This is a genomic window from Streptomyces sp. NPDC055815 (genome assembly GCF_053616475.1).
Window position 1 is genome coordinate 1 of sequence record NZ_JBSHDU010000031.1, and the last position, 20674, is coordinate 20674.

The 20674-nt window shown below is 73.2% G+C and carries 24 protein-coding genes and 1 pseudogene; 20 read left to right on the forward strand and 5 right to left on the reverse strand.

From position 1 onward, the window contains the following. Positions 1–271 precede the first annotated feature (271 nt). From ectA to ehuA, 8 genes are all read left to right on the forward strand, one after another. A complete protein-coding gene (gene ectA / locus ACWGN5_RS20550; protein ID WP_453517105.1) occupies positions 272–802 on the forward strand; it encodes a diaminobutyrate acetyltransferase in 531 nt (176 codons plus the stop codon). Between the two features lie 86 nt (positions 803–888). After that, the gene (gene ectB, locus ACWGN5_RS20555; protein ID WP_453517262.1) at positions 889–2154 is read left to right on the forward strand and encodes a diaminobutyrate--2-oxoglutarate transaminase; all 1266 of its coding nucleotides are present in this window, start codon (positions 889–891) and stop codon (positions 2152–2154) included. A gap of 37 nt (positions 2155–2191) precedes the next feature. After that, a complete protein-coding gene (locus ACWGN5_RS20560) occupies positions 2192–2608 on the forward strand; it encodes an ectoine synthase (RefSeq protein ID WP_453517107.1) in 417 nt (138 codons plus the stop codon). A gap of 96 nt (positions 2609–2704) precedes the next feature. Then, positions 2705–3601, forward strand: a complete 897-nt coding sequence (thpD, locus tag ACWGN5_RS20565; protein WP_453517108.1) for an ectoine hydroxylase — start codon at positions 2705–2707, stop codon at positions 3599–3601. After that, positions 3598–4515, forward strand: a complete 918-nt coding sequence (gene ehuB, locus ACWGN5_RS20570; protein WP_453517109.1) for an ectoine/hydroxyectoine ABC transporter substrate-binding protein EhuB — start codon at positions 3598–3600, stop codon at positions 4513–4515. Before thpD ends, ehuB begins: the two co-directional genes overlap by 4 nt. A gap of 108 nt (positions 4516–4623) precedes the next feature. Continuing rightward, complete coding sequence (gene ehuC, locus ACWGN5_RS20575; protein WP_453517264.1) at positions 4624–5307, forward strand: ectoine/hydroxyectoine ABC transporter permease subunit EhuC; 684 nt, start codon at positions 4624–4626, stop codon at positions 5305–5307. Continuing rightward, positions 5307–5942: an ectoine/hydroxyectoine ABC transporter permease subunit EhuD gene (gene ehuD, locus ACWGN5_RS20580; protein WP_453517112.1), complete on the forward strand. Its 636-nt coding sequence runs from the start codon at positions 5307–5309 to the stop codon at positions 5940–5942. The genes ehuC and ehuD overlap by 1 nt, the downstream gene beginning before the upstream one ends. Positions 5943–6048: 106 nt before the next feature. Beyond that, a complete protein-coding gene (gene ehuA / locus ACWGN5_RS20585) occupies positions 6049–6765 on the forward strand; it encodes an ectoine/hydroxyectoine ABC transporter ATP-binding protein EhuA (protein WP_453517266.1) in 717 nt (238 codons plus the stop codon). 58 nt (positions 6766–6823) lie between these two features. Here ehuA and ACWGN5_RS20590 read toward each other — a convergent pair whose 3' ends face one another. After that, on the reverse strand, positions 6824–7693 hold the full coding sequence (locus ACWGN5_RS20590) for an RNA polymerase sigma factor SigF (protein ID WP_453517113.1): 870 nt from the start codon (positions 7691–7693) through the stop codon (positions 6824–6826). 180 nt (positions 7694–7873) lie between these two features. Here ACWGN5_RS20590 and ACWGN5_RS20595 point away from each other — a divergent pair, with 180 nt between their 5' ends. After that, positions 7874–8302 (forward strand): ATP-binding protein, encoded by a 429-nt coding sequence (locus ACWGN5_RS20595; RefSeq protein WP_453517116.1) that lies wholly within the window; start codon positions 7874–7876, stop codon positions 8300–8302. Between the two features lie 23 nt (positions 8303–8325). Here ACWGN5_RS20595 and ACWGN5_RS20600 read toward each other — a convergent pair whose 3' ends face one another. Together ACWGN5_RS20600 and ACWGN5_RS20605 are read right to left on the reverse strand one after the other, a co-directional pair. Next, positions 8326–9801 (reverse strand): SulP family inorganic anion transporter, encoded by a 1476-nt coding sequence (locus ACWGN5_RS20600; RefSeq protein ID WP_453517118.1) that lies wholly within the window; start codon positions 9799–9801, stop codon positions 8326–8328. A 231-nt stretch (positions 9802–10032) separates the two neighbouring features. Next, the gene (locus ACWGN5_RS20605) at positions 10033–10608 is read right to left on the reverse strand and encodes an HPP family protein (protein ID WP_453517119.1); all 576 of its coding nucleotides are present in this window, start codon (positions 10606–10608) and stop codon (positions 10033–10035) included. A gap of 172 nt (positions 10609–10780) precedes the next feature. On the opposite strand from ACWGN5_RS20605, the gene ACWGN5_RS20610 reads away from it, so the two are divergent. The 4 genes from ACWGN5_RS20610 to ACWGN5_RS20625 all read left to right on the forward strand — a co-directional run bounded on the left by ACWGN5_RS20610 (position 10781) and on the right by ACWGN5_RS20625 (position 13425). Then, positions 10781–11575 carry an N-formylglutamate amidohydrolase gene (locus ACWGN5_RS20610; RefSeq protein WP_453517122.1) on the forward strand — a complete coding sequence of 265 codons (795 nt, stop codon included), beginning with the start codon at positions 10781–10783 and terminating at the stop codon, positions 11573–11575. A gap of 46 nt (positions 11576–11621) precedes the next feature. After that, a complete protein-coding gene (locus ACWGN5_RS20615) occupies positions 11622–11858 on the forward strand; it encodes a DUF6296 family protein (RefSeq protein WP_453517123.1) in 237 nt (78 codons plus the stop codon). Positions 11859–12092: 234 nt separating this feature from the next. After that, complete coding sequence (locus ACWGN5_RS20620) at positions 12093–12809, forward strand: flavodoxin family protein (RefSeq protein ID WP_453517125.1); 717 nt, start codon at positions 12093–12095, stop codon at positions 12807–12809. Between the two features lie 256 nt (positions 12810–13065). Then, the gene (locus ACWGN5_RS20625) at positions 13066–13425 is read left to right on the forward strand and encodes an STAS/SEC14 domain-containing protein (RefSeq protein WP_453517127.1); all 360 of its coding nucleotides are present in this window, start codon (positions 13066–13068) and stop codon (positions 13423–13425) included. Here the strand turns inward: ACWGN5_RS20625 and ACWGN5_RS20630 are convergent. Beyond that, a complete protein-coding gene (locus tag ACWGN5_RS20630) occupies positions 13406–13549 on the reverse strand; it encodes a hypothetical protein (RefSeq protein WP_453517129.1) in 144 nt (47 codons plus the stop codon). The two genes, ACWGN5_RS20625 and ACWGN5_RS20630, sit on opposite strands and share 20 nt — an antisense overlap. A 100-nt stretch (positions 13550–13649) precedes the next feature. On the opposite strand from ACWGN5_RS20630, the gene ACWGN5_RS20635 reads away from it, so the two are divergent. From ACWGN5_RS20635 to ACWGN5_RS20660, 6 genes and pseudogenes are all read left to right on the forward strand, one after another. Beyond that, entirely contained in the window at positions 13650–14276 is a 627-nt protein-coding gene (locus ACWGN5_RS20635) for a hypothetical protein (RefSeq protein ID WP_453517130.1), read from the forward strand. Between the two features lie 148 nt (positions 14277–14424). Next, positions 14425–15156 (forward strand): NUDIX domain-containing protein, encoded by a 732-nt coding sequence (locus ACWGN5_RS20640; protein WP_453517133.1) that lies wholly within the window; start codon positions 14425–14427, stop codon positions 15154–15156. A gap of 125 nt (positions 15157–15281) precedes the next feature. Further along, positions 15282–15839 carry a hypothetical protein gene (locus ACWGN5_RS20645; RefSeq protein WP_453517134.1) on the forward strand — a complete coding sequence of 186 codons (558 nt, stop codon included), beginning with the start codon at positions 15282–15284 and terminating at the stop codon, positions 15837–15839. Positions 15840–16132: 293 nt separating this feature from the next. Further along, positions 16133–16533 (forward strand): annotated as a pseudogene (locus ACWGN5_RS20650) (RNA polymerase subunit sigma-24); the annotation flags it as partial. 93 nt (positions 16534–16626) lie between these two features. Continuing rightward, on the forward strand, positions 16627–17901 hold the full coding sequence (locus ACWGN5_RS20655; RefSeq protein ID WP_453517136.1) for a VWA domain-containing protein: 1275 nt from the start codon (positions 16627–16629) through the stop codon (positions 17899–17901). After that, positions 17901–18728, forward strand: coding sequence for a hypothetical protein (locus ACWGN5_RS20660; protein WP_453517138.1), 828 nt, complete (start codon positions 17901–17903; stop codon positions 18726–18728). Before ACWGN5_RS20655 ends, ACWGN5_RS20660 begins: the two co-directional genes overlap by 1 nt. Before the next feature lie 151 nt (positions 18729–18879). Here the strand turns inward: ACWGN5_RS20660 and ACWGN5_RS20665 are convergent, their stop codons facing one another. After that, positions 18880–20097, reverse strand: a complete 1218-nt coding sequence (locus ACWGN5_RS20665) for an MFS transporter (protein WP_453517139.1) — start codon at positions 20095–20097, stop codon at positions 18880–18882. Between the two features lie 63 nt (positions 20098–20160). On the opposite strand from ACWGN5_RS20665, the gene ACWGN5_RS20670 reads away from it, so the two are divergent. Further along, positions 20161–20541 carry a MerR family transcriptional regulator gene (locus tag ACWGN5_RS20670; protein WP_453517141.1) on the forward strand — a complete coding sequence of 127 codons (381 nt, stop codon included), beginning with the start codon at positions 20161–20163 and terminating at the stop codon, positions 20539–20541. Positions 20542–20674 lie beyond the last annotated feature (133 nt).

Below are 20674 nucleotides of genomic sequence, written 5' to 3' on the forward strand. Positions count from 1 at the left end.
GCATCGCACCCGGCCCGGCTCCCCGTTTCCGGCGCCTTCAAACGGGAAATCCCGGATGTTCTCACGTTCTTGAGAGATCCCATCAAACCACCCGGAGGCGTTACCCAGCCGTTATAAACGGGTAGTTTGTGCGCTTCTGAGCCACTTCGCCGCGCGTCCTTGTGGACAATCCCTCCACGAAGGCAACCGACGCATCTATCACGCCCCGGCGGGACCGAACAAGCCCTTCGGCCCAGGAAGTTCCGCCGCCTGCTCGGTAGCTTCGGCGCCCATGACCACTGCCCCCCAGACATCCCCGGTCGGCGGCCTCTCCGTCGGACCGGCCGAGATCGCGGACGGCGCCGACCTCTGGCGGATCGCCCGCGGCTCGGGAGAACTCGACCTCAACTCCCCGTACAGCTACCTGCTGTGGTGCCGCGACTTCGCCGACACGACCGCCGTCGCCCGTGACGCCTCCGGACGACCGGTCGGCTTCGTCACCGGCTATCTGCGGCCCGACGCGCCCGGGACGCTCTTCGTCTGGCAGGTCGCCGTGGAGGGTTCGCACCGCGGAGGCGGGGTAGCCGGGACCCTGCTCGACGCTCTGTCCGCCCGCGTGGCGGCCGAGCACGGACTCGACCGGCTGGAGGCGACCGTCACACCGGGAAACCTGGCGTCCGACCGGCTCTTCCGGTCCTACGCCCGCAGGCACGGCGCGGACCTGACACGCGAGGTCCTCTTCCCGTCCGCCTCCTTCCCCGTGGCGGGACACGAGGCCGAGGTGCTCTACCGCATCGGCCCCCTCGCGCCCCCGGCGTCCTGAGCAGGCCCCGGCCACCCGAGCCGACCCGGCGTCCACGGACCCGCACGACGACCCGCACCACACCCTGGAGAAGAGACTTCGTGACCCTGACCGACATCGCCGCCCCCTCCGTCTTCGAGACCGTCGAATCCGAGGTCCGCAGCTACTGCCGTGCCTGGCCCGTCGTCTTCGAGCGCGCCGGCGGGAGCCGGCTGTACGACGAGGACGGCCGTCCGTACCTGGACTTCTTCGCCGGGGCGGGCTCACTCAACTACGGCCACAACAACCCGGTGCTCAAGCGCGCCCTCCTCGACTACCTCGCCGACGACGGCATCACCCACGGCCTCGACATGTCGACCACCGCCAAACGCGCCTTCCTGGAGACCTTCCGCACCACGGTCCTCGAACCCCGCGCCCTGCCCTACAAGGTGATGTTCCCCGGCCCCACGGGCACCAACGCCGTGGAGGCCGCCCTCAAACTCGCGCGCAAGGTCACGGGACGCCAGACCGTCGTCTCCTTCACCAACGCCTTCCACGGCATGTCGCTCGGCTCGCTGGCCGTCACCGGCAACGCCGCCAAGCGCGCCGGAGCGGGCGTCCCGCTGCACCACGCCGCCCGGATGCCCTTCGACGACTACCTCGACGGGCAGGTCACCGACTTCCTCTGGTTCGAACGGCTCCTGGACGACGCCGGCTCCGGCCTCGACCACCCGGCGGCCGTGATCGTCGAGACCGTCCAGGGCGAGGGCGGCATCAACGTCGCACGGGCCGAGTGGCTGCGCGCCCTCGCGGAGCTCTGCCGCCGGCACGAGATGCTCCTCATCGTCGACGACATCCAGATGGGCTGCGGACGCACCGGCGACTTCTTCTCCTTCGAGGAGGCCGGCATCACGCCCGACATCGTCACCCTGTCCAAGTCCATCAGCGGCTACGGCCTGCCCATGTCCCTCTGCCTCTTCCGGCCGGAGCTCGACCTGTGGGAGCCCGGCGAGCACAACGGCACCTTCCGCGGCAACAACCCGGCCTTCGTCACCGCCACGGCCGCCCTCGACGCGTACTGGCGCGACGGCACCCTGCGCGAACGCACCCTGGGCCGGGCCGGCCGGGTCGAGCGCGCCCTCCTCGACCTGTGCGGCGACGACGACCGCTCGGGCCTGGCCGTGCGCGGCCGCGGCCTCGTGTGGGGCCTGGAGTTCGCCGACGGGGAGCGCGCCGCGGCCGTGTGCCGGCGGGCCTTCGAGATCGGTCTGCTCCTGGAGACCTCGGGGCCGCGCGGCGAGGTGGTCAAGCTGCTGCCGCCGCTGACCGCGACGGACGACGAACTCGACGAGGGCCTCGGCATGCTGGCCCGCTCCGTACGCCACTCCGCCTGACACCGCACCGAACAGAACCACCCGAAAGGCCACCGCCATGATCGTCCGTACCTTCGGCGAGCTGGAGAACACCGACCGGCACGTGAGGGCCGCGTCCGGCACCTGGGAGAGCAAGCGCATCGTCCTCGCCCGCGAGCGGGTCGGCTTCTCCCTCCACGAGACGGTGCTGTACGCCGGCACCGAGACCTCCATGTGGTACGCCCACCACGTCGAGGCCGTGGTCTGCACCGCCGGCGAGGCCGAGCTCACCGACCACGAGACCGGGCGCACGTACACGATCCTGCCCGGAACCATGTACCTGCTCGACGGGCACGAGCGCCACACCCTCAGGGTCAAGCGGGACTTCCGCTGCCTGTGCGTCTTCAACCCGCCCGTCACCGGGCGCGAGGACCACGACGAGAACGGCGTCTACCCGCTCCTCACCGAGCCCGAATCCGAACCCGGCCAGGCCTGAGCCCCGCCCGGGACCCCGACGAGCCCCACCCGGCCGGGCCCGAGAGCGGCCCGCGCCCCCGACGACCCCGTACGCGAAAGGAAGGCACCCCGCCCCATGGCCTCCGCACCCACCCGTCCCGTCGACCTCTACCCCACCCGCGGCTCCCGGGAGGAGCTCATCGGCCGCAAGGACCCCGTCGTGTGGTCCGAACCCGGCACGCCCGGGCCCTTCTGGGCCAGGGAACTGGAGGAGTACGACCGCGACGGCTTCGTCACGGTGGACGAGCTCGTCACCGCGGACGAGGTCGACGAGCTCCGCGCCGAGCTGGACCGGCTCGTCGCCGACCCCGCCGTGCGGGCGGACGAGCGGGCGATCGTCGAGCCCCGCTCCCAGGAGATCCGCTCCGTCTTCGAGGTGCACCGGATCAGCGAGGTCTTCCGCCGGCTGGCCGAGGACCCGAGGGTCGTCGGGCGGGCCCGGCAGATCCTCGGCTCCGACGTCTACGTCCACCAGTCGCGGGTCAACGTCAAGCCCGGCTTCGGCGCCAGCGGCTTCTACTGGCACTCCGACTTCGAGACCTGGCACGCCGAGGACGGTCTGCCCCGGATGCGGACCGTGTCGGTGTCCATCGCGCTCACCCCGAACCACACCACCAACGGCAGCCTGATGATCATGCCGGGCTCGCACCGCACCTTCCTGGGCTGCGCGGGCGAGACGCCCAAGGACAACTACAAGCAGTCGCTGAAGATGCAGGACGCCGGGACCCCGTCCCACGAGGCGCTCACCACCTTCGCCGACGCCTGCGGCATCCGGCACTTCACCGGCGCGGCGGGATCCGCCACCTGGTTCGACTGCAACGCCCTGCACGGCTCCGGCGACAACATCACCCCGTACCCGCGGAGCAATGTGTTCCTCGTCTTCAACAGCGTCGAGAACGCCCCCGAGGCGCCCTTCGCCGCCCCGGTGCGCCGCCCCTCCTTCATCGCCGCCCGCCCGGAGGACCTGGCATGAGCGGCTCCGCGCCGCTCGACCGCCGCCGCTTCCTCACCAGAGCCTCGCTCCTCGGCGGTCTCGCCCTGGCGGCCGGGCCGCTCGCCGCGTGCACCCGCACCCAGGCCGGAACGGGAGCCCCGGCGGACGACGGGAAGCTCCTCGCGAACCTGCGGGAGGAGGGCTTCGTGCGGGTCGGCTTCGCCGGTGAGGCACCGTACGGCTTCCAGGACGGCGGCGAGCTGGCCGGCGAGGCCCCGACCCTCCACCGCGAGATATTCACCGCGCTCGGCGTCCGCGAACTGCGCCCGACCCTCACGGAGTTCGGCGCGCTGATCCCGGGACTGCTCGCCGGCCGCTTCGACGTGGTGAGCGCGGGCATGTCGATCACGCCCGAGCGCTGCGCCAAGGTGATCTTCTCCGAGCCGGAGTTCGTCTCCCCCACCGCCCTCATGGTCCGCAAGGGCAACCCGAAGGGGGTGAGCGACCTGGAGTCCTGCGCGGCGAAGGGCGCCACCGTAGGGGTGCTGACCGCGGCCGTCGAGGCGTCCTACGCCAAGGCGGCGGGGGTGCCGGACGGGTCGGTGAAGACGCTCGCCAAGCAGCAGGACGGGCTCGACGCCCTCCTGGCCGGCCGGATCGACGCCTTCGCGCTCACCGCGATCTCGCTGCGCTGGCTGGCCAGGACGAACGCGGGCGCGCCCGTCGAGGTGGGCGAGGCGTTCGTGCCGGTGGTCGGCGGGGTACGGCAGCTCGGCGCGGGCGGAGCGGTGTTCCGGCCCGGGGCGAGCGGGCTCCGGGACGCCTTCGACCGGGAGCTGATGAAGATCACCGGCTCCCCCGAGCGGTTCGTCGGACTCGTCGGGAAGTACGGCTTCACCGCCCGGGAGGTGCCGCCACGCTCGCTGCGGACGGCCGACCTGTGCGCCGGGTGAGGGGTGGTCGGCGTGGCTGACGTCCTGTCGGTCGGGGCGGGCTCGCACTCCGTCGGGGCCGGCTCGCACTCCGTCGGGGCCGGCTCGCACTCCGTCGGGTCCGGCTCCGTGACCGTCGCCGCCGACTTCCTGCCCGAGCTGCGGAGCGCGCTGCCCCGGCTGGCCGAGGGGCTCCTCGTCACGGTCGAGGCCACGGTGCTCGGCGCCGCGCTCGCCCTGCTCCTCGCGTACGTCCTCGGGCTGCTCTCCCGGTCGGCGCGGCTGCCGGTGCGCGGCGGGGCGCGCCTCGTCGTGGAGTTCTTCCGGGGGACCTCGCTGTACGTGCAGCTGTTCTGGCTGTTCTTCGCGCTGCCGATGGTCGGCTTCCGGCTCGAACCGCTCGCCTGCGCGGTGCTCGCGCTCGGCCTCAACTACGGGGCGTACGGCGCCGAGGTGGTGCGGGGCGCGGTGGCCGCGGTCCCCCGCGCCCAGACCGAGGCGGGGATCGCCCTCGGCATGGGGGCCGGGCTGCGGCTGCGGCGGGTCGTCCTGCCGCAGGCGCACGCCCTGATGGTCGCGCCGTTCAAGAACCTGCTCGTGCAGCTCCTCAAGGCGACACCGCTGCTCTCCCTGGTCACGGTCCCCGATCTCACCTTCCAGATCGACCAGTTGCGCTCGGCGACGGGCGCGACGGCCGCCTCGTACCTGCTGCTCCTCGGGCTCTACTTCGGCATGGCCGTCGGCCTGAGCCTCCTCATGAACGCCCTGGAGCGGGCGGCGAAGGCCCGGCTCGGGCAGGAAGGCGGTGCCTGATGTGGGACGGGGAGGCGGCCCGGGACGCGCTGCCCGCCGTACTGGAGGGGTTCGGCGTCACGGTCCTGGCGACCGTCCCGGCGTTCGCCGTCGCGATGGTCCTCGGGCTCGTCCTCGCCCTCGTCCAGCGGGCGGGCCCCCGGTGGGTGGCGCTTCCGGTGCGCGGGGCGGCCACGTTCGTCCGCTCGACACCGCTCCTGGTGCAGCTGTTCGCCGCCTGGGTGCTCGTGCCCGCGCTCGACGCGCCGGTGCTCGGCGTCCTGGTCCTCGGCACCCATTACGCCACGTACCTGTCGGAGGTGTACCGGACGGGCATCGACGCCGTGCCGCGCGGGCAGTGGGAGGCCTGCACGGCGCTGTCGCTGCCGCGCCGGCGGGTGTGGCGGGCGGTGGTGCTGCCGCAGGCCGTACGGAACGTGCTGCCGCCGCTCGGGAACTACGCGGTGTCCATGTTCAAGGAGACACCGCTGCTGTCGGTGATCACCGTGCACGAGATGGTGCACGAGGCGAACACCTTCGGCAGTACGCACTTCGCCTATCTGGAGAGCTTCACCCTGGCCGCCGCGGTGTTCCTGCTCGCGAGCTGGCCCACGTCCGTGCTCGTACGACGACTGGAGGCACGCCTTGCCCATTGACGCCCGGAAGGACCCCGCGGAGCGGGAGGACCCGGCGGAGCCGAGCGACCCGGCCGCTCCCGCGGTCCGCTTCGACCGGGTCACCAAACGGTACGGGGACCACACCGTGCTCGACGGCCTCGACCTGGAGGTCGGGCACGGGGAGCGCGTGACGCTGATCGGCCCGAGCGGCTCCGGGAAGACCACGATCCTCCGGCTGCTCATGACCCTCGAACGGGTCACCGACGGCGTCATCCACGTGGACGGGGAGCCCTTCTCGCACATGCCGGCAGGCGCGGGCGGGAAGCTGGTGCCGGCGAGCGAGCGCCATCTGGCGGTGCGCCGGCGGCGGATCGGCATGGTCTTCCAGCAGTTCAACCTGTTCCCGCACATGAGCGTCCTGGAGAACATCGTCGAGGCGCCCGTCCATGTGCTCGGCGAGAGCCGGGAGGAGGCGGACCGCCGGGCGCGGGAGCTGCTCGACCTGGTCGGGCTCGGCGACCGGGCCGACGCGCGGCCGACCCGGCTCTCCGGCGGCCAGCAGCAGCGCGTGGCCATCGCCCGTGCCCTCGCGATGCGGCCCGGGATCCTGCTCCTCGACGAGGTGACGTCCGCGCTCGATCCGGAGCTGGTGGCGGAGGTGCTGGACGTGCTGCGGGACATCGCCCGCTCCACCGACATCACCCTGCTGTGCGTGACGCACGAGATGGGCTTCGCGCGGGACGTCTCCGACCGGATCCTGATGTTCGACCGGGGCCGGATCGTGGAGTCGGGCCCGGCCGAGGAGCTCCTGGAGTCGCCCGCGCACGAACGCACGCGCGCGTTCCTCGGCGCGGTCCGCTGAGACGCCCGATCCGGCGAGGCGGGGGTACGCCCGGGTGGTCCCGGGCGTACCCGCCGTCTCAGGCTCCGGCGCCCGTGCCGACCATGCCTTCCCGCAGCCTGTTCAGGCTCCGGGCCAGGAGCCGCGAGACGTGCATCTGGGAGACGCCGAGGCGCTCGCCGATCTGCGTCTGGGTCAGCTCCTCGACGAACCGCAGGTGCAGCAGCACCCGGTCGCGCTCGTCGAGGGCCGCCACGAGCGGGGCGAGGGTGTGGAAGTCCTCGAAGAGCGCGAGCGCCGTGTCCTCCTCCCCGATGAGGTCGGCCAGGGCCGCGTCGTCCGTCTCGTCGTCGCCGCCGATCGCGGCGTCCAGGGACGTGGAGTGGTAGCCGTTCGCGGCCAACTGGGCCTCGACCACCTGCTCCTCGGACAGGTCCATGACGGGCGCCAGTTCCGCGACCCGGGGCGCGCGGCCGAGCCGGGAGCTCAGTTCGTCGGTCGCCTTCGCCAGCTCGACCCGCGCCTCCTGGAGCCGGCGGGGGACGTGGACTGCCCAGGAGGTGTCGCGGAAGAACCGCTTGATCTCGCCCACGATGTACGGCACGGCGAAGGTCGTGAACTCCACCTCGCGGGACAGGTCGAAGCGGTCGATCGCCTTGATCAGGCCGATCATGCCGACCTGGACGATGTCCTCCATCTCCTCGGTCCGCCCGCGGAACCGGCCCGCCGCGTACCGCACGAGCGTCATGTTCATCTCGATCAGGGTGTTCCGCACGTACTGGTGCTCCGCCGTCCCCTCCTCCCGCGCCGCGAGCTCGCGGAGGAACACTCTCGACAGGGCGCGCGCGTCCCGGGGCGCGACCTCGTGGGGGGCCGTTATGTCGGGCAGCCCCTCCCCCGTACCGCTCGTCACGTACGTCTCCGTCGCCTTGGGCACCTCGGTCCGCACGGGGACGACCTCCTCCTGCTCTCTGTCCGTTCGGCGGTCCCGGTTCGCGTACCCGCTCCGTACGGACGCATTCCTCTTCCGCAGGCGCCGTCTTCGGCCCGGGCGGGAGGCATCACTCGGGCGTGACCGGGCAGGCGTAACCCGTCACCACTCGACGTATCGGGAAGAAAGGGACCCGCGATGAACAGCCGGAGCGAAACCAGGTCCCGCATGGACGCCGCGGGTGCCCGGGCCGCCGCCGGGAGGGCCGGCACGTCACCGCTCGTCACCCCGGCGCAGGCCCGGCAGCTGGTCCGCCACACGCTCACGGCCCTGGGCCCGCTGCGGGCCTCCCAGGTCGACGACCTGCTGCTCGTCACCTCGGAACTGGTCACGAACGCCCACCGCCACGGCGGCGGGGTCACCTCGTTCGGGATCGCCGTCGGCAGCGACCGGGTCACCGTCTCCGTGGCCGACGCCAGCGAGGAGCCGCCGCGCCACGAGCTCCGCGGGGGGCTGCGGCCCGGCGGCTTCGGCTGGCCGATCGTGCTGCGCCTGTGCCGCGAGGTGACGGTGGACACCCGGCCGGACGGCAAGACGGTCCACGCGGCGGTCATGGTCGACCGCTGAGCCGTCCCCCGGTGGTCCGGGCCTCAGACGTGCTGCTCCGGCGGCCCGTGGAGGTGTACGGACGCGGGGCCGCCGCTCGTGCGGTGCCGCTCGGCCCAGGACTCGAGCGCGGATCGGCAGGCGTGGTCCAGGTGGTGGAGTCCGGACAGGTCCAGGACGACCGGGCGGTCGCGCGGCAGGGCCTCCAGGGTGTCCAGGATCTTCGGCAGCCGCAGGAAAGTCACGGTGCCCGAAAGCCCGACGCGCACGGGCCCCTCGCCCTCGTCGGTGTGGTCGACGCGCAGGTGGGAGGCGTCCCAGGCCGCTTTGGCGACGGAGACGACGAGTCCGATCAGGACGCCTTCGAGCATGTTCAGGGTGACGATCGCCAGGGCCGTCACCACGAGGACGAGCGCCTCGCCGCGGTGGCCGCGCCAGAGGGCGACGAGGCCCCGGAAGGGGATCAGTTTCCAGCCGGCGTGGACGAGGATGCCGGCGAGGGCCGCGAGCGGTACGTACTCCAGGGTGCCGGGCAGCAGGGCGGCGAAGAGCAGCAGCCACAGGCCGTGGAGCACGCGGGAGGCCTTGGTCCTGGCGCCCGCCTGGACGTTGGCCGAGCTGCGGACGATCACGGCGGTCATGGGCAGCGCCCCCAGCAGTCCGCAGAGCGTGTTGCCGCATCCCTGGGCGAGCAGTTCCTTGTCGTAGTCGGTGGGCGCTCCGTCGTGCAGCCGGTCCACCGCCGCCGCGCTGAAGAGGGACTCGGCGGAGGCGATCAGCGCGAAGGCGAGGACGGTGCCGAGCAGGGCGACGTCGGTCAGGGCGGCGAGCCCGTCCGCCCCGGGCAGTCCGACGGCGTCCAGGACCCCGCTGACCCGAACCCTCGCGACCGGCAGGTCGAACAGGGCGGTCGCGAGCGCCGCGAGGAGGACGGCGACGAGCGCGCCGGGGACGGCCCGCGCCCGGCGGGGCAGGTGCCGCCAGCCGACGATCACGAGGACCGTGGCGGCGGCGACGGCGAGCGGCACGAGGCCGGCACCGGCCGTCACGGCGCGCCCCAGGGCGGCCGGCAGTCCGGCGAGCCGGGCCGGCCCGGAGGCGGGGGCGCTGAGGCCGGCCGCGGCGTAGAGCTGGCCGGCGACGATGACGAGGCCGATCCCGGCGAGCATGCCCTCGACGACGGAGAGGGAGATGGCCCGGAACCAGCGGCCCCAGCGCAGCAGACCCATGGCGACCTGGAGCAGCCCGGCGAGGAGGACGACGACGCCGAGCGCGGCCGGACCGAGCGTCCGGACGGCGTCGAGGACGAGGACGGTGAGGCCGGCGGCGGGGCCGGAGACCTGGATGCTGCTGCCCCGCATGAGGCCGGTGACGGCGCCGCCGACGATGCCGGTGACGAGACCGAGTTCGGCGGGGACGCCGGAGGCGACCGCCACGCCGATGCAGAGGGGCAGCGCGACGAGGAAGACGACGAGGGAGGCGGCGAAGTCCTGCCGGAGGTACGGAAAGGAGGAGGCCATACACAGGGTGATACGCGCTCGTCGGGGCCTGTTCGGGACGGATCGGCGCCGACCGGTGTCTTCCGGCCGGAACCGGCCGGAAGGTGACGCGATCACCCCCGGGGAAGGCGCCCGGGGGTGCGGACCACCGGGGCGCACCGGGCCGCAGGCGCCCGCACACGCGATCAGACGGAGGGCGTACGGGCGCCATGCCGGGGCGCAGGGGCCCGGAGCCTCAGCGGGGCGGGGTGCTCACCACCAGTAGGCGGGGTACTTCGGTGCCGCGCGGCGGATGCGGGAGGCGGCGAACGCGGTCAGGACGAGCAGCACCGTGGACCCGAACAGCAGGGGGACGAAGCGGGCGGGCGCGGGGGCCTGGAGCACGATGACGACGGCGGTCGCGCAGGCCGGCGAGTGCGGGGTGCGGGCCAGGGTGTTCAGGGCGAGGGTGATGCCGGCGGCGACGGCGGCGGCCCAGGCGCTGCCGTGCGCGGCGACGGCCGCCACGGCGTAGCCGGCGGCGGCGCCGAAGAGGTGGCCGACGACGACGTTCCGGGGCTGGGCCAGGGGCAGCGCGGGGGCGCAGTGCACGAGCGCGGCGCTGGCGGCCAGCGGGGGTATCAGCACCGGCTCGTGGATGAGGGCGCCGACGGCGACGAGCCCGAGGAGGGCGGCGGTCGCGGCGCTGACGCTGTGGACGGCGGCGCCGGGCGCGGGCCGGGCCGGGGCGCGTCCGGCGATCCACGGCAGGCGCGGCGCCCGGCCGGCGCGGGTGTCAGAGTCGGCGTCGGCGTCGGCGTCGGGACGCAGGGCGGTGTCGGTGCTCATGGGGTGCGCGGGTTTCCGGGGCGGGGACGGGCAGGGCGTGTGGTCGTACGGGTCCCTGTGGTCGACAGTCGGCCCGGTCTCACGCCTGGTCCTGGTGCGGCGGCGCGACCTCGCACCACTGTAACCAGCCGTTTCGCCACGGCGCGGGTGGGGTGGGGGGCAAGATCGCCGCATGACCGACACCGCGCCCTCCTTCCGCCTCCTCCCCGGAGCCCCGGATTCCCCCGTCCTCCTCCATGTGCCGCACTCGTCGCGCGAGGTGCCCCCGGACGTACGGGAGGGGATCCTGCTCGGCGACGCGGAACTCGCCCGCGAACTGGACCACATCACGGACTCCCACACGGCGGAGATCGCCGCCGTGGCCGCCGCGGCGGCCGGCACGACGCCCTGGCGGTTCGTGAACGGGCTCTCGCGGCTCGTCGTCGACCCGGAGCGCTTCCCGGACGAGCGTGAGGAGATGCTGTCCGTCGGGATGGGCGCGGTGTACACCCGCACCACCCACCGCGCTGCGCTGCGGGCGGAGGGTTTCGACCCGGCGCCGCTGCTCGACCGGTACTTCGCCCCGTACGCCCGGGCGATGACGGAGGCCGTGGCCGGGCGGCTGGCCGTGGCGGGACGGGTGGTGATCGTCGACGTCCACTCGTACCCGACGGAGCGGCTGCCGTACGAGCTGCACGGCGAGGGGCCGCGTCCGCCGGTCTGCCTCGGCACGGACGCCTTCCACACGCCGCCCGCGCTGCTCGACGCGGCGCGGAAGGCGTTCGGCGGGTTCGGCGGCGTCGGCACGGACAGTCCCTTCGCGGGGACGTACGTGCCGCTGGCGCACTACGGCCGGGATCCGCGGGTGAGCGCCCTGATGGTGGAGATCCGCCGCGATCAGTACATGAGCGAGCCGGGCGGTCCCGCGGGCCCGGGGGCCGAGGCGCTGGGCCTCGCCCTGGCGGCGCTGGTCGACGCGGTGGCCTGAGTCCGTCCGAGGGGTGGCATTCCCCGATCGGCGTAAAATCGGGGAGATGAACCCACTCCGCTACGAGCTGGTGTTCTCCGACAGCACAGGCTCGGCCCGGGACGTCGTGATCGTGGAGCGCACGGAGTTCAAGGGCGCCGGGGGCCATCCCGTCTACAGCGACGCCACCGGCATCATCCGGGCCGAGATCAGCGACCAGGACGAGGTGCGCATCCTCGCGTCGGGCGGCCATCAGGAACCCTCCCACAGCGTCCGGGCCCGCCCCCTCCCCGACCCCGCCTGAGGTCACGCCCGGTCCCCCATGCGCTCGGCCGATCCGATGTCGGGGTACATGTCGTCGGGGTGCGGGGCCATGCGGGTGATCGGGCGGCCGACTCCGTGACCATTGGCGCGGCATTCGATCATTCCGCCCCACGAGGCGAGACAGTGGTCGGGATTTTTCGGCCGGACCGGCCCGGGGCCCTACCGAGGCACGGTTCGCCACCCGACACCCACTCGCCCTCAGGGGAACGCAGCGATGACCGACACCGGCACGTCCTACCGTGATCTCCGCGCCCTGATGATCAACTGCACCCTCAAGCGGTCACCGGAGCGGAGCCACACGCAGGGGCTGATCGACATCAGCACCGGGATCATGGAGCGCCAGGGCGTGCAGGTCGAGGTGCTCAGGGCGGTGGACATCGACATCGCGACCGGTGTCTGGCCGGACATGACGGAGCACGGGTGGGAGACGGACGAGTGGCCGGTCATCTACTCGCAGGTGATGGCCGCCGACATCCTCACCCTGGCGGGGCCCGTGTGGCTGGGAGACAACTCCTCCGTCATGAAGAAGGTCATCGAGCGTCTGTACGCCTGCTCCTCGATCCTCAACGACCGCGGCCAGTACGCCTACTACGGTCGCGTGGGCGGCTGCCTGATCACGGGCAACGAGGACGGCGCCAAGCACTGCGCGATGAACGTCCTCTACAGCCTCCAGCACCTCGGCTACGTCATCCCGCCCCAGGCGGACGCGGGTTGGGTCGGTCCGGCCGGCCCGGGCCCGTCGTACCTCGACCCCGGCTCGGGCGGTCCGGAGAACGACTTCACCAACCGCAACACCACCTTCATGACCTGGAACCAGCTCCACCTCGCCCGGATGCTCAAGGACGCCGGCGGCATTCCCGCCCACGGAAACCAGCGCTCCGAGTGGGACGCCGGCTGCCGCTTCGACTTCGAGAACCCCGAGCACCGTTGAGCGATGAGCGCCGACCCGGGGAACGCGACTGAGGAAGACCCGGCTCGGGGCCGGCTGGAACGGGTTCGTCCTGCCGCTGGTCCGCCACACCCGGACCCCGCACGTCCTCGCCACTGCGCCACCCACGGTTCACCCGCTCGGGTGCTCCGCGTGTCGGGAGAGGCGAGTGGCCCCGAGACTGGAGTTTCGACAGTGCCTGTGCCCGTACCGAGTTCGGGCTCGTGAAGGCACCCTGGGCTCAATCGGAACCGGAGGCATGGTGATCAAGAAGCTCGAAGGAATGCCGGCGGGGGTCATCGGTTTCGAGGCGTCCGGCAAGCTGTCCGCCGAGGACTACCGCGACACGGTGCTCCCCGCGCTCGTCGACGCCGCGCGTGCGGGCGAGGTGCGGTTCCTGATCGTCGTGCGCGACTTCGAGGGCATGTCGGGTGGGGCGTTGTGGCAAGACCTCAAGGTGGGGGTCGAGCACCTGCGTGCCTGGAAACGGATCGCGCTGGTCACTGACATCGAGTGGATGACGCATGTCACGTCGCTCTTCGGCTGGATGACTCCGGGAGAGACGAGGGTGTTCCCGGTCGGCCAGAAGGAAGAGGCGGTCACCTGGGTCTCGGGGTGACCAGCGCCCCGTTCGGCGACGGGTCGTGGCCGGCGTCGACGATGAAGGTGAACGAGCCGACGGAGAGAGCGGTGACGACCGCCAGCAGCTTCAGCCGGGCGGGTGAGCCGCGACGGTCCGGCACGGTTGCTGCGGGTCACCACCTCGGCGTACTCGCTCGCCGAGGCGAACCGCCCTCCCCCACCGTCCCCGTCGAGGCCACTGCTCGAACTAGTCTTCGCATCATGGCTTTGCGACCTGAAGAGTTCTACGACCACGCGCTCGCGGCCTCGGACGCCGAGCGTCGGCTTCCGCTGGCGCGGATGACCGGCTGGGACATCAGCCCGTTCGAGGAGGACGGGCTGCGCGTCTCGCCCTTGCGGCCTCCCGTCCTGCCCGAGCCGGCGCGGCACGGCGAGGATCCGTCCGATTGCGATTCCTGCCGCCGGCGCGGTGAGGGGATCTGGTTCAACGACAACTGGCGGCTGACGCGGATCACGGGCGTCGGGGTGCCGCTGGTGCTCATGCTGCACCCGCTCGACCACCACGACATGGCCGACCTTCCCGACGAGCTGGCGGCCGAGCTGGGCGTCCTGACCACGCACATCGTCCGTCACGTGCAGGCGTTGGAGCACATCTCGCGCGCTCACGTCTACCGGATCGGGGACGGCGGGGCGCACCTGCACATCTGGTTCTTCGCCCGACCCGCGGGCCAAGCGCAGCTGTACGGTTCGTGGTTGCCGGTGTGGGACGACCTGTTGCCGGAATATCCGGCGCATGTCGCGGAGGCGGACGCGGCGGTCGTCGCGGACGCGCTGGTCGCCTCCGCGGGAGGGCGCCGTCGGGCCGAGGCAGAGACGTCCGGCGGCTGATCCCCGCGGCCGGCCTCCTCGTGCCTGGTGATTTCCCGCCACCCCGTTGATCACGGGCCGGCAGGCATCGGCCGGCGCACCGGCCCTGCGCGAGGGGGACGCCTCTTTCGATCGAGTCGAGCGCCCCGACGGGCGGGAAGGATCTCCGATGCAGCCCGGACGTCTCCCTGTCGAGTTCCTCGACGCGCAACGGATCGACTTCGTCGAGCACCCTCCACCGGCCCTGTCGCCACAGGAGCGAGGCGAAGTCGACCGTCTCTGGGCCGAGACGAAGGCCCACAACCCCACCACATTCGACGGCCCGCTCGTCGCGAGCGTGGGCTTCGACCTGCCCGGGCCCGGCCCGTCGGTGGTGCGATGGGCGAGGATGACGTACCGGCATCGGGCCCTGCGGAGACTGCGGCCGGCCGAGGAGGTCCCCGGGTCCGTCTTCGTCACCGTCCTGTTGCCGACGGAGGCCGGACTCGCGGTCGGGCGCGGGTCCCCCACCACCGCGGCGCCCGGCCGCTGGAGTCTCCCCGGCGGCTCGGCGGAGCCCCCTGCGGCCGGCCGGCCGCTGGACATGGCGTCGCTCCGGCGGCATGCCGCTCGCGAACTGGCCGAGGAGCTCGGCGTACCCGCCTTCGACGCGGAGTTGCGGCTGTGGGGGCTCACTCGGGGAACCCGGTTCGGCAGCCTCGGCTTCCACTTCCTCGCCCCGGCCGTGGCCAGCGCAGTCGTACGGCGCCGGCATGCGGCGCTCGCGGTGGCGGAGACGGAGCGCGGGGTGGAACCGGAGCTCGACGAGATCGCGTTCGTCCCCTCGGCCGAGCGGGCTGCCCGTCTCGGCCCGGGCGCGGACTATCTGCACCAGGTCCTGGGCCGATACTTCTCGGCCTGATCCGGCGCCTGATCAGGCCTTCCGAGGGCTGGGACGTGCACCACACCGGCTTGACGTGCACACGGGTGGGTACTTAGCTTCGCCTTACCTAATTTACGTCGCCCATACGTCCGGAAGATCAACTCATGTCCAGAACCGCGCAGGAGCTCAGACCCGCGCAGGAGCTCACCCCCTCCTGGCTCCTCACCGCCCTCGGGCTCGTCGCCACCGCCGGCATCGCGGCGGCCTGCTGGACCGCCGGACACGTCCACGCGGACGCCGCCCTGCTCACGGTGGCCCGCTTCTTCCACGTCGTCTTCCTCGTCGTCGGGCTCGGTTCGGTGCTCGCCGTCGACTGGTTCGCCGTGCTCTGGCTGACCGGGAAGCGCCCCCTCGCCGGCGTCCTCGACACGGCCGTCGCCCTCCAGACGCCGATCTGGGCCGGCCTCGGCGGGCTCGTCGTCTCCGGCCTCTTCCTCCGCCCCGACCTCCACTCCCCGCTGACCCTCGTCAAGCTGGGGCTCGTCGTCGCCGTCACCCTCAACGGGCTCTGGGCGCACCGCCTCGGCCAGCGCCTCGATGCCCACCGCACCGGCACCGTCCCGCGCCGGCTGCTCGTCCGCTCGGGCCTGGCCGCGACCATCAGCCAGACCGGCTGGTGGGGCGCGTGCCTCATCGGCTTCCTCAACAGCCAGGGCTCCTGAGCCCAGGCCCCGGCCCCCGTGCGGGCACCGAATCTCCCGCCCCGGGACGCCGGCTCCTTGATCACGGCCGCGGTGCGCCCGGTGATCCAGGTCGGCCGCGGCGAGTCGTCGGGCCGGGTGAACTGCGCCACCGCGTCCTTCCGTCCGAGGGTGACGGCCCGTCCGACATGGCGCGGGGAGTACGGCTCGGGCCGGCGCCCCTCGATCAGCCGGATCAGGCCGTTCACCGCGTGGGCGGCCTGCGGCCCGGCGAGTACGCAGGCGAACCGAGCTCCGGGCACGGTCCCACGTCGCCGCGCGGCGTCGTCTCCACGGCCGAGACCCGGGCCGCGCTGGGCGCCTTTCGGCGGGCGGTCGAGACCGGCGGCCGGCAGGGCCTGCTGGACCTCCCAGCGCCGGACGGCGTCGCCCTGAGCGACGGCGGGGGCATCAAGCAGGCCATGCCACGGCCCACCGTCGGGAGCCGGGAAGGTGGCCCGGCAGCAGGCGCCGCCGCGGTCGCGGCCTGGGGCCCCTGGCGACCGTCGAACCGACGCAGACCAACGGCCACCCGGCACTGACCCTGCGGATCGACGGGGAGATCGACCTGGTCGTGGCCCTGCGGGTCGAGGACGGAGCCATCACCGGCATCTACCCCGTCCGCAACCCCGAGAAGCTGACGCACATGGCCCGGGAGACCGTCCTGAGCCGCTGAGCGGGACCTCGGAACGCCCGCACCGACCGCGTCTCAGGCCCCGGCCCCCACCCCCGTTTTGGTTTGTCGCACGATCATCAATACGATCCGGCGATGATCACGAGAAAACGGCTGGCGACCGGGGCCTGCGCGCTGCTCGCCGCCCTGAGCGTCGCGCTCCTGCCGACAGGCGCGGCCGCCGACGAGCCGGCGGCGAAGGAATCCCCCAAGGTCGAGCTGGTCCTCGACGTCAGCGGCTCCATGCGGGCCAAGGACATCGACGGCAAGTCCCGTATGAGCGCCGCCAAGCAGGCCTTCAACGAGGTCCTCGACGCGGTGCCCCAGGAGGTGCGGCTCGGCATCCGCACGCTCGGCGCCGACTACCCGGGCAACGACCGCAAGCGCGGCTGCAAGGACACCCGCTCGCTGTACCCGGTCGGGCCGCTCGACCGCACCGAGGCCAAGACCGCCGTCGCCACCCTCGCCCCGACCGGCTGGACCCCGATCGGCCCGGCGCTGCTCGGCGCGGCCGACGACCTCGGCGAGGACGGCGCGACCAAGCGGATCGTGCTCATCACGGACGGCGAGGACACCTGCGCCCCGCTCGACCCGTGCCAGGTGGCCCGCGAGATCGCGGCGAAGGGCATCCACCTCGTCATCGACACCCTGGGCCTCGTGCCGGACGCCAAGACCCGGCAGCAGCTCACCTGCATCGCGGAGGCCACCGGAGGCACGTACACCTCGGTCCACCGCACCGAGGAACTCTCCCGGCGTGTGAAGCAGTTGGTCGACCGCGCGGCCGACCCGGTCGTCACCCCCGTGGCCACCCAGGGCGCCACCCGGTGCGACAAGGCGCCGCAGCTGAAGCCCGGTCTCTACACGGACCGCGAGTCCTTCGGCGAGCACCGCTGGTACCGGGTGGACCTGCTGCCCGGCCAGGAACTGCGCGCCTCCGTCAGCGTGTCGGCCGACCGGGCCGTCAACAACGACTACGGGGTGCTGCTGCGCGCCGTCACCCTCCACGGCCGGGAGATCGTCCGCGGCTCCGAGGCGGGCGACGGGCGCACCGACGTGATCTCGACCGGGCTTCGCTACCCGAAGCCGGAGGCCGACGACGGTCCCGGCGACGCGAAGCCCGCGGCCGAGACCGTGTGCCTCCAGGTCAGCAACTCCTTCTCCGCTCCCCCGTCGGTCAAGACGACCCCCGGCATGCCGGTCGAGCTGACCGTGGACGTCGTCGACGGCCCCTCCACCGCCTCGGACATCGCCTCGTTCGGTCTCGGCCGCGGCTGGTGGCTGCTCGGCGTGCTGGTGCTCGCCGGCTTCCTCGCCGGTCTGCTCTGGGGCTGGCTGTCCCGCTGGCGCGTCGCTGTCTGGAGGACCAACTGATGCGTACCGTACGCATGCTCGCCACGGCCGCGCTCGCGGGCGCCGCCCTGCTCGGCCTCGCGGCCCCGGCCGCCCTGGCCGACACGCCCAGCGCCTCCGCCTCCCCCTCCGAGGAGGCCGGGCCCACGGAGGCCGGCACCACCTTCCGTACCGCCGCCCGGTTCCTGCCGGGGCAGCAGGCCACGGCACAGGCCGCCGCGGGTGACTACCTGTACTGGGTCTTCCCGGCGGACACCGGCGAGCGGCCGACCGTGAAGGCGACGGTCACGCTCCCCGACGCGGCACTCCGGCACGGGCCCGCCACCTGGCGGATCGACGTGTACGACGGGCTGCGGCGCCGCCAGCCGTGCATGTACGGGATGCAGTCCCGTACGGCGGCGAAGGAGGCCACGGCCGTGGAGCTGGCCTGCGTGCTGCGCCCGGTCCGCGCCTCGGCCGACGCCTGGGCGAACGACCCGCTGCCCGGCAGCTACTACGTCCGGCTGACCGTCACCGGCCTGCCGGACGAGGACCTCGGCCAGCCGTTCACCGCCCGGATCGGGGCCGACGTCCTGGACGAGGGCGGCGCCTACGCCACGGACGGCTCGCTCGCCGCGCCGCTGGTGCCGGGGGCGACCACCGCCGACCAGGCGAAGGCGGACGAGGACGCCGGCCGGAAGACCGCCGTCGAGGCGGCGGCCCCGGAGGACGGCTGGTCCTCGGGCTGGTGGTCGGACCGCTGGATCTGGACCGTGGCGGGCGGCGTCCTGGCCGCGCTCGCGGGCATCGGCGGCTACGCCCTGACGCGCGGCACGGGCCGCCCGCCCCGGGTCCCGCCGGCCGCCTGACCCGGCAGCAGGCGTCGGAACGTACGGAGGCCCCCACCGCGCGCGGTGGGGGCCTCGGTGCGTCCGGCGGGGCGGACCGGCCGGTGGGACGGGCCGTCGTGTAGGACGGGCCGTCGAGTAGGACAGGCCGGCCCGGTGGGACAGACGGGGGTCACCCGCGGGCCGGGAAGCCGTGGGCGCGGGCGCCGGTCACGAGGGCGACCACCGGGACGAGCAGCACCAGGACGCTCCAGGGCAGGGCGCCCGCGCCGAGCCCGTCGAGGAGGAGGCCGCCGGCGACACCGCCCGCCGCCATGGCCGCGTTCCAGAGGCTGACCAGCATCGTCTGCGCGGTGTCCGCGTCGTCCCCGCCCGCCTCGGCGACGGCCGTCTGCAGGAGGGTGGGCGCGCCGCCCCAGCCGAAGCCCCAGAGCACGGCGGCCACCAGGACCAGGGCGGCGCTCGCCGCCGGGACGGCGAACGCGGCCGCGGCGACCGCGAAGAGGATCGTTCCGGCGAGGGTCAGGGCCCGGAGCCTGCGGTCGATGTGACGGCCCGTGAACCAGATCCCGGCGAGCGAGGCGGCGCCGAAGACCAGCAGGACGAGCCCGGTGGAGCCGCCGAGGCCGAGGTGGTCCAGATAGGCGGCGACGTACGTGTAGAGGACGGTGTGGGCCAGGACGAGGGTGAAGGTGACGGCCAGGACCGGGAGCACGCCGGGCACCTTCAGGGTGCGGGCGACCGGGGCGCGCCCGCCGCGCGGTTCGCCGGGCAGATCGGGGACGGCGAGGGCGATCCAGCCGAGGAGCACGACGGCGATCACGGTCATGGCGGTGAAGGCGGCCCGCCAGCCGACGGCCTCGCCGAGGAAGGTGCCGGCCGGTACGCCGAGGGAGAGCGCCAGCGGGATGCCGGTCATCGCGACGGCGACGGCACGGCCCTGGAGGTGCGCCGGGGCGATGCGGCGGGCGTAGCCGGCGAGCAGGGCCCAGGCGACGCCCGCGGCGACCCCGGCGAGGAACCGGGCGCCCATGGTGAGGGCGTACGAGGAGGAGACCGCCGTGACGGTGTTGGCGGCGGCGAATCCGGCCATGGAGGTCAGCAGCAGGCGCTTGCGGCGCCAGCCGGCGGTGCGGGCGGCCAGGGGGACGGCGGTGAGGGCCGTCCCGAGGGCGTATCCGGTAACGGACTGGCCCATGGCGGCCTCGCCGACGCCGAGGTCGGCGCTCATGCCCGGCAGGACTCCGGCGGGGAGCGTCTCGGTGAGGCTGGTGACGAAGACGGCGGTGGCGAGGGCGAGAAGGGCCGGGAGCGGCAACCGGTCGGAGGCGGGGCGGTGTTCGGGCGCGTGGGTGGCGGGACCTGCCGCCACTGTCGTGTCGTGGGTCATGTTCGTATGCTCGAACCCTCACATTGATGTGAGGGTCAAGCGATTCCCTGGAGGGGGCTTCCCATGCGGATCGGCGAGCTGTCCGAGCGCACCGGAACACCGCGCAGGCTGCTGCGCTACTACGAGGAGCAGGGCCTCATCGTCGCCGACCGGCTGCCGAACGGCTACCGCGTCTACGACGAGTCGAACGTGGACCGGGTCATGCAGATCCGGGGCCTCCTCGACGCCGGTCTGCCGACCCGGATCATCAAGCAGATCCTGCCGTGCCTGAACAAGCCGCGGATCATCCACTTCCCGGACGCGACCCCGGAGATGCTGGCGACCCTGGAGGACGAGCGGGACCGGATGACCGACCGGATCCGCTGCCTGACCAGGAACCGGGACGCGGTGGCGGAGTATCTCGACGTGGTGCGGGAGAAGTTGGCGGCGGGATCGTCGGCGTAGCGCGGACGGCCCGTACGGCGTACCGGCCGCCGTCCGCTCCACGGCGAGCGGCAGGCCGAAGCAGGCGCCGAGCAGCTCCCCGGCGAGCACCTCGCCGACGGACCCCGGGATGCGGGGCCGCGGCCGAATGCGC